Genomic DNA, 6,396 nt, shown 5'->3' with positions numbered 1-6,396 from the left:
ACCTTATTTAGGACGGTACATGCAATTTAAACAAGCCGCTCAAAAGAGCGGCTTTTTTTCATCTCAAACTTGCCTTACGTAACCGTTTAAATAAAAACCGGTAGCATATTTTTTCTTTAGTGATATAAGGACGACACAAACATAAAAAATCAATAAACCTAGGCTAGGTTGTCCCATGAAATTAACCTTATCTTTAGGCTCACTGTCAGCTAACAGTTTGTCTATCGAACAAAAACAGCAAGCGCTGCTCGATCTTGTGCTCACCGCTTATGAACCACATGAGCGCACCGCGCTTTTTCAAACCATTACGGATTACCGTAAAAACCAACTCACCTCTCTCTTCCCAGAGCATCAGCATAAAAGCTATTCCGTTCTCTTTGAGTTAATGGATTATCGCGATCTTATTCAACGCTATCCAAGCACACTATCAGAAGAAATTGCTCTACTTGAAGGCGTTGTGGGACAGTGCTACATGCATTGGTTGGACTTTTGGTGTGAGTGTGAGATCGCCGCGATTAAAGCCAAGTTTCCATTAGAAGAATACGCCTCAACAGCACCCAAACTGCCCTTTGAAGACAGCGCTTATTACGGTGCGCTAATTGAGCGCGTAGAAGATGCTCAACTTATGGTACAAGCTCCGAGCCATCCGCAGGCAATGCCACTGAGTGATGCGATTGCACTCAGCAATCTTGAGCTTTTTATACAAGGTGAAAAGTGGTACGAAATGCTGCCACTGTTGTTTTTGTCCCAAGTTGGTAAACACTTCATCGTGTTAAAGCACCCAGACCAAGAACCTTGCCCTACTCTTGTTGCTTCTGCACTTATCCAAGATTGGTCCATTCATGATACTTGGCTCAGCTACGCGCCGCAGTTTAGTAATGAACAGTGGAATTACTGCTTTCCTAGTTATGGCTACTCCGAATTCACGCGTTTACAGCTATTTACACCATCTGCACTGTTAAAATGTTACTCTCTCCCAGAATTTGATAGTGAATTCAAGTTACAATTGGCTGATACGCAAGCCGTATGTGAAGTGCTGCGCCTGACCGTAAGTGGAAATGCTCAACAAAAACTCTACTTCCTCTACCTCGCTCAAAAAGAACTGATGAGCGTGTTGCATCAAACAGGTTATAAAATCGGCTTCACCATTATCGAGCAACCTTTCATGCTCAACTTTTATCAAGCCATCGACGCAAAAGCGTATTTCCATTCAGGTTATTGCGACTTAAATAACGATGGCAAAGAGACGTACCGTGGATTCTGGAATTTTGAAATGATGGTCAAAGCATTCAGTGATACCGACTTTCGAGGCTATAAACGTGCCGTTCGAGAGATCAGAAAACGTGGTTCCCTAGAAAGAGATGAGCATGTTTGATTTTAGCTTAGAGGCAATAATCTACGCCAAGGCCGTGACGCTCCTCGCGACCGTAGCCGTGGTTATGATGTGGCTCTTCTATTATTGCTATCGCCTGAAACAAAAAAATGAAGTGATCTTCGGTACACACCACGCGCCTTACATCGCGTATTCAGTGTGTATCATTGCGTGGATCAGTAGCAACGCTTACTTCCATACGGACTTATTACCTCAGCTTGGTGCAACGGCCGGCATATTCATGGCAAAGTTTGCCAACCTCGCCTCGTTTTTCGCCTTTGCGTTTGCGTACTACTTCTCTTGCCAACTCGCGGCAGAACAGCGAAAAGGCAAAGTCCATCTATGGCAGCAGGCGATTTTCGTTACCCTTACGGTGTACTCACTGTTTATCAATTTGCGTCCCGATTTGACGGTTGAACATGTGGACATCGTAGGGCCAAGCCAATTCGTCATTGAGTTTGGTCCTCATACTTCGTACTTCTTTATTGGTCTCGTCAGCTTCGTTGTCCTCACGCTAGTAAACCTTGTTGCGATGAGAACCAACAGCAGCAAGTTAACCTTAGCGAAGACGAATTACATGATCGCCGGTATCTTGGTATTCATGCTGTCTACCGCAACCATTCACCTTGGTATGACCTATTTCATGGGGGACTTCTCACTCACTTGGTTACCACCAGCCTTGTCCATTAGTGAGATGTTGTTTGTCGGTTATGCCTTGTTGACCTCTCGCTTCTACAGCGTGAAATATCTGGCCTACATGTGCCTGAGTGCATTGCTCGTTTGTGCGATATTTGTTCTTCCGCTGGGGGCAATATTTATTCCGCTAACGGACAGCAACCAATGGCTTATCGCCACACCTATCTGTGCGGTCATCGGTATCACATGGCATTTACTCTACAAACGAGTGAGTCGTTACGCTTCTTTCCTGATTTACGGCAACAAAAAGACTCCAGTACAACAAATCCTAGCGCTAGAGGAAGATTTTAAACTGTCGATCGATGAGGCTATGCGTCACCTTGGTAATCTACTGCAAATTCCAAATGACAAGCTGCGTCTCGTAACCAGCAACTACAACGAGACCTTCTACGAAGATTACCTTTCTTCTAATAAGTCGGTTTTGGTTCTTGATGAGCTTTCTGAAGAGTTGGATTACAAGGTTTCAACAAAAGGCTCGCTCAAAGCCCTCTACGACAAGATGAGCTCGAACGACACGGCTTTAGTGATGCCTTTATTTGGTCAAGGTAAATCGGTGACACACTTGTTGGTTTCTCCACACAAGAGCAACAATCAAATGTTCTCTAATGAGGAGATCTCCGCACTGCAGACCTTGCTCACGCGAGTCCAAAGTACCATTGAGGCCGACCGCCGCATTCGTCAAAGTCGCGCTTTAGCAAACTCAATTGCCCATGAGATGCGTAACCCTCTTGCTCAAGTTCAATTACAATTTGAGGCCCTAAAGCAGCATATCGAAGATCAAGCCTCCGTCGAGCAGATCAAACTGGATATAGAGAATGGCCAAGCGGCGATTCAACGTGGCCGCCAACTTATCGATATCATTTTGCGAGAAGTGAGCGACAGCTCTCCGGAGCATGAGCCTACCGCGATGACCTCGATTCACAAAGCCGTCGACCAAGCCGTCAGTCACTACGGTTTTGAAAATGAGAAGATAATTGAAAGAATTCGCCTGCCGCAACACACTGACTTTGTAGCAAAACTCAACGAGACCTTATTTAACTTTGTCATTTTCAATTTGATTCGTAATGCAATTTACTATTTTGATTCGTATCCAGACAGTCAAATTGAGATAAGCACCAAAACGGGTCCTTACGAAAACATTCTCGTTTTCCGCGACACTGGTCCAGGCATCGACGAGACGATCTCTCACAAGATCTTTGATGACTTTTTCTCTTACCAAAAGAGCGGTGGTAGTGGCTTAGGTTTAGGTTACTGTCAGCGCGTAATGCGTTCATTTGGCGGCAGAATTGAGTGTGAATCTAAGCTTGGTGAATTTACCGAGTTTCATTTGTACTTCCCTGTTGTGCCAAATGCACCAAAAGCAGAAACCTTACGCACGCCTTACTTCAATGACTGGAAACACAGTAAACGAAGCACTGAACATAAAGTCACGGCCAACGTACAAATAGATAGCCAAGCACCAACAGTGCTCATTGTCGACGATAAAGAGGTGCAACGTGCGCTTGTACAAATGTATTTGAACCAATTGGGCGTCAACAGCTTACAAGCGAATAACGGTGAAAACGCAGTCGAAGTATTTAAAAACAACCACGTAGATTTGGTTCTAATGGATGTGCAAATGCCTGTTATGAACGGGTTTGATGCAAGCCAAAGAATCAAGGCGCTCTCTTCTCAAACGCCTATCATTGCTTTGTCGGGCGAGTCTGGTGAGCGCGAATTAGACATGATCAAAAAGCTGATGGACGGGAGACTAGAAAAGCCAACGACATTGAACGCTTTGCGTCATGTTTTGAACAACTGGTTGAATAAAGATGCCGCGTCTAGCTCTTTTGAAAAAGAGAACGAATAGTTGGCATCTGATATGCATTGCTGAAGTACAAATCGAATTATCCACAGATTCAAGTCCTCTACAGGATGGAGGAGCAGCTTGATAAGGAGTGAACATGATGCTTCATCGACACACATATTACGGCTTGATTCACCACGGTATCAAAACACTATTGCTTGATCGCGTCGGTCATTACACCGAAGAAGAATACCACCAGTACCTAAGCCTAATGACCGGAAAATCAACGTGTTTTACCATGTCTCATGATGAGTTAGAGGCGACTGTTGATAACCTCCTGAGAGAAGGTTACCTAGAAGACGTTAAGACATTAATCACGCGCTACCAAAACGTCGCGTAACCACTTCTCCTCTCAAAAAATTGCCGTATTGATTACGGCAATTTTTGTTTCCACTAAGCTATAAATGTTCACATTGCCTCAGATTTCGCTAGACTGTCCTCAACTCAACAACTCGGTATTTTTGCAGCATGAAGCAAATCCTTGATTTTATTCCACTCATCGTCTTCTTTGCACTTTATAAGATGTACGACATTTACGTTGCGGCTGGTGCTCTTATTGCCGCGACTGCCATCCAGATTGTGTTGACGTTTGTACTGTACAAAAAAGTAGAGAAGATGCAGCTCATCACTTTCGCCATGGTGGCCATCTTTGGCGGTATGACGATCTTCCTCCACGATGAGAACTTCATCAAATGGAAAGTGACCATTGTTTACGTGATATTTGCTGTAGGCTTGGCTGTCAGCCACGCGATGGGCAAATCAGCAATCAAAGGCATGTTAGGTAAAGAGATAACGCTGCCCGATTCGGTTTGGACCAAGATTAACTGGGCGTGGGTAGGCTTCTTTTCGTTCTGCGCAGGCTTGAACGTTTACGTTGCGTTCGAACTCCCGTTGGATGTTTGGGTGAACTTCAAAGTGTTTGGTTTGTTGATTGCGACGTTCGCTTACATGGTCGCAACTGGCTTTTACATCTATAAACACATGCCAAAAGAACAGAAAGAGCAAAAAGAGAACTCATCCGATGTATCGGTTGATGATTAAAAACTCAGTTTTGCTATAATTCGCTCATATTGATTATTCACAGCGACCTTTGGGTCGCTGTTTTGTTCTTGCTGTCTGGACTTTTGGTGTTGCCTTATTGCAATCCACCCAGACTAGCTTTGCTAGAGTTAATGGATGTCAAAATGAGTCAGGAAATTCAATCCCCTCGCGGCCAATTGCTGCTTCGTACCCTCGCTATGCCTGCCGACACTAACGCCAATGGCGATATTTTCGGTGGCTGGATCATGTCTCAGCTCGATTTAGCGGGCGGTATTCTTGCTAAAGAAATCTCTTCTGGTCGAATCGTAACAGTCTCAGTATCAAGTATCACTTTTAAAAAACCCGTTCGAGTCGGCGACGTTGTGTGTTGTTACGGCGAATGTACTAAAATCGGTCGCACATCAATGAGCATCGATTTAGAAGTTTGGGTTAAACCAATCAAAGAACACGGCATTGAAGACCGTTTCATGGTTTGTGACGCAACCTTCAACTACGTTGCGATCGATACTGAAGGCAAACCACGCCCAATTCAGAAGTAATCAAGTACGCCAGAACCAATAAATGCTAGGAAGAACCTCACAATTTTTCATGTTCGCTTGTGAGTGACACAAAAAAGGCGTTAAATTAAGACTTTACCCTACCAATTAAGGAAATATGCTATGTGGTACGTCATCTTTTCTCAGGACATCGAGAATTCATTGGAAAAACGTATGAGTGTTAGACCGCAACACCTTGAGCGCTTACAACAGCTTCAAGACGAAGGTCGACTACTCACAGCGGGTCCAATGCCAGCGATCGATTCTGATAATCCAGGTGAAGCGGGCTTTACAGGCTCAACCGTTATAGCAGAGTTTGCTTCTTTGGAAGATGCTCAAGCATGGGCTGATGCCGATCCTTATATCGCGGCGGGTGTTTACGAAAATGTCATCGTAAAACCGTTCAAGAAAGTGTTTTAAGTTATGAAAAAATTACTGTGTCTATTCCTCGCATTTGGTGCCTTAGCTGGCTGTTCATCGAACGATGACAAACAGCGCCAGCTCGAATTGATGGCTTCAAACCGTGCGGGTGTTCTTTCTGCGGGCTTACCGCTTGAATACGGTCCTCTCAAGATTTTACGCATCTCATCCAATAAAAATGTGGTTGAGATGATGATGATCTACAACGACGATGCACTGGGTGCTAAGCCGTTAAACCAAGTTTTGAATACCAGCATTTACACCTACTGCAATACGCCTTCAGTTCGTGAGCAAATCGATATGGGCTTGATGTACCGCATTAAGATCCGTAACTCTCGCGGCCAATTAATGGCAGATGAGCTAGTATCAGAACAAACTTGTACTGCGACTCAACAGCCACAGTAATGCGCTTATTCGTTCACTAGAATGAGTAAAAATCAGATAGAAAAAAGCGAGGCTCAATGTCCTAATGCCGTTCACTTAAG

7 protein-coding genes are annotated in these 6,396 nt (G+C 44.3%); all 7 read left to right on the top strand.

Annotation, left to right across the window (positions count from 1 at the left end):
• Positions 1–175 precede the first annotated feature (175 nt).
• The 7 genes from H735_RS29500 (at position 176) to H735_RS29470 (ending at position 6,316) form a co-directional block, all read left to right on the top strand.
• Positions 176–1,375: an acyl-homoserine-lactone synthase gene (locus H735_RS29500; protein ID WP_020196835.1), complete on the top strand. Its 1,200-nt coding sequence runs from the start codon at positions 176–178 to the stop codon at positions 1,373–1,375.
• On the top strand, positions 1,368–3,917 hold the full coding sequence (gene luxN / locus H735_RS29495; protein WP_020196836.1) for a quorum-sensing autoinducer 1 sensor kinase/phosphatase LuxN: 2,550 nt from the start codon (positions 1,368–1,370) through the stop codon (positions 3,915–3,917). Before H735_RS29500 ends, luxN begins: the two co-directional genes overlap by 8 nt.
• A gap of 94 nt (positions 3,918–4,011) precedes the next feature.
• Complete coding sequence (locus H735_RS29490; RefSeq protein WP_009706924.1) at positions 4,012–4,254, top strand: hypothetical protein; 243 nt, start codon at positions 4,012–4,014, stop codon at positions 4,252–4,254.
• 128 nt (positions 4,255–4,382) lie between these two features.
• Entirely contained in the window at positions 4,383–4,955 is a 573-nt protein-coding gene (locus tag H735_RS29485; RefSeq protein WP_020196837.1) for a septation protein A, read from the top strand.
• A 143-nt stretch (positions 4,956–5,098) separates the two neighbouring features.
• A complete protein-coding gene (gene yciA / locus H735_RS29480; protein ID WP_009706926.1) occupies positions 5,099–5,494 on the top strand; it encodes an acyl-CoA thioester hydrolase YciA in 396 nt (131 codons plus the stop codon).
• Positions 5,495–5,614: 120 nt separating this feature from the next.
• Positions 5,615–5,911, top strand: coding sequence for a YciI family protein (locus tag H735_RS29475; RefSeq protein ID WP_020196838.1), 297 nt, complete (start codon positions 5,615–5,617; stop codon positions 5,909–5,911).
• 3 nt (positions 5,912–5,914) lie between these two features.
• Entirely contained in the window at positions 5,915–6,316 is a 402-nt protein-coding gene (locus tag H735_RS29470; protein WP_005434979.1) for a GspS/AspS pilotin family protein, read from the top strand.
• Positions 6,317–6,396 lie beyond the last annotated feature (80 nt).

Source organism: Vibrio owensii CAIM 1854 = LMG 25443 (assembly GCF_000817815.1).
In the GTDB taxonomy this organism is placed as follows: domain Bacteria; phylum Pseudomonadota; class Gammaproteobacteria; order Enterobacterales; family Vibrionaceae; genus Vibrio; species Vibrio owensii.
Note: the sequence above shows the minus strand (reverse complement) of the source record. Positions and strands in the feature narration are given on the sequence as shown.

Coding starts and splice junctions, on each gene's coding strand:
- yciA (WP_009706926.1), top strand. CDS start 5,099: ATGAGTCAGGAAATTCAATCCCCTCGCGGCCAATTGCTGCTTCGTACC.
- H735_RS29500 (WP_020196835.1), top strand. CDS start 176: ATGAAATTAACCTTATCTTTAGGCTCACTGTCAGCTAACAGTTTGTCT.
- H735_RS29485 (WP_020196837.1), top strand. CDS start 4,383: ATGAAGCAAATCCTTGATTTTATTCCACTCATCGTCTTCTTTGCACTT.
- luxN (WP_020196836.1), top strand. CDS start 1,368: ATGTTTGATTTTAGCTTAGAGGCAATAATCTACGCCAAGGCCGTGACG.
- H735_RS29490 (WP_009706924.1), top strand. CDS start 4,012: ATGATGCTTCATCGACACACATATTACGGCTTGATTCACCACGGTATC.
- H735_RS29470 (WP_005434979.1), top strand. CDS start 5,915: ATGAAAAAATTACTGTGTCTATTCCTCGCATTTGGTGCCTTAGCTGGC.
- H735_RS29475 (WP_020196838.1), top strand. CDS start 5,615: ATGTGGTACGTCATCTTTTCTCAGGACATCGAGAATTCATTGGAAAAA.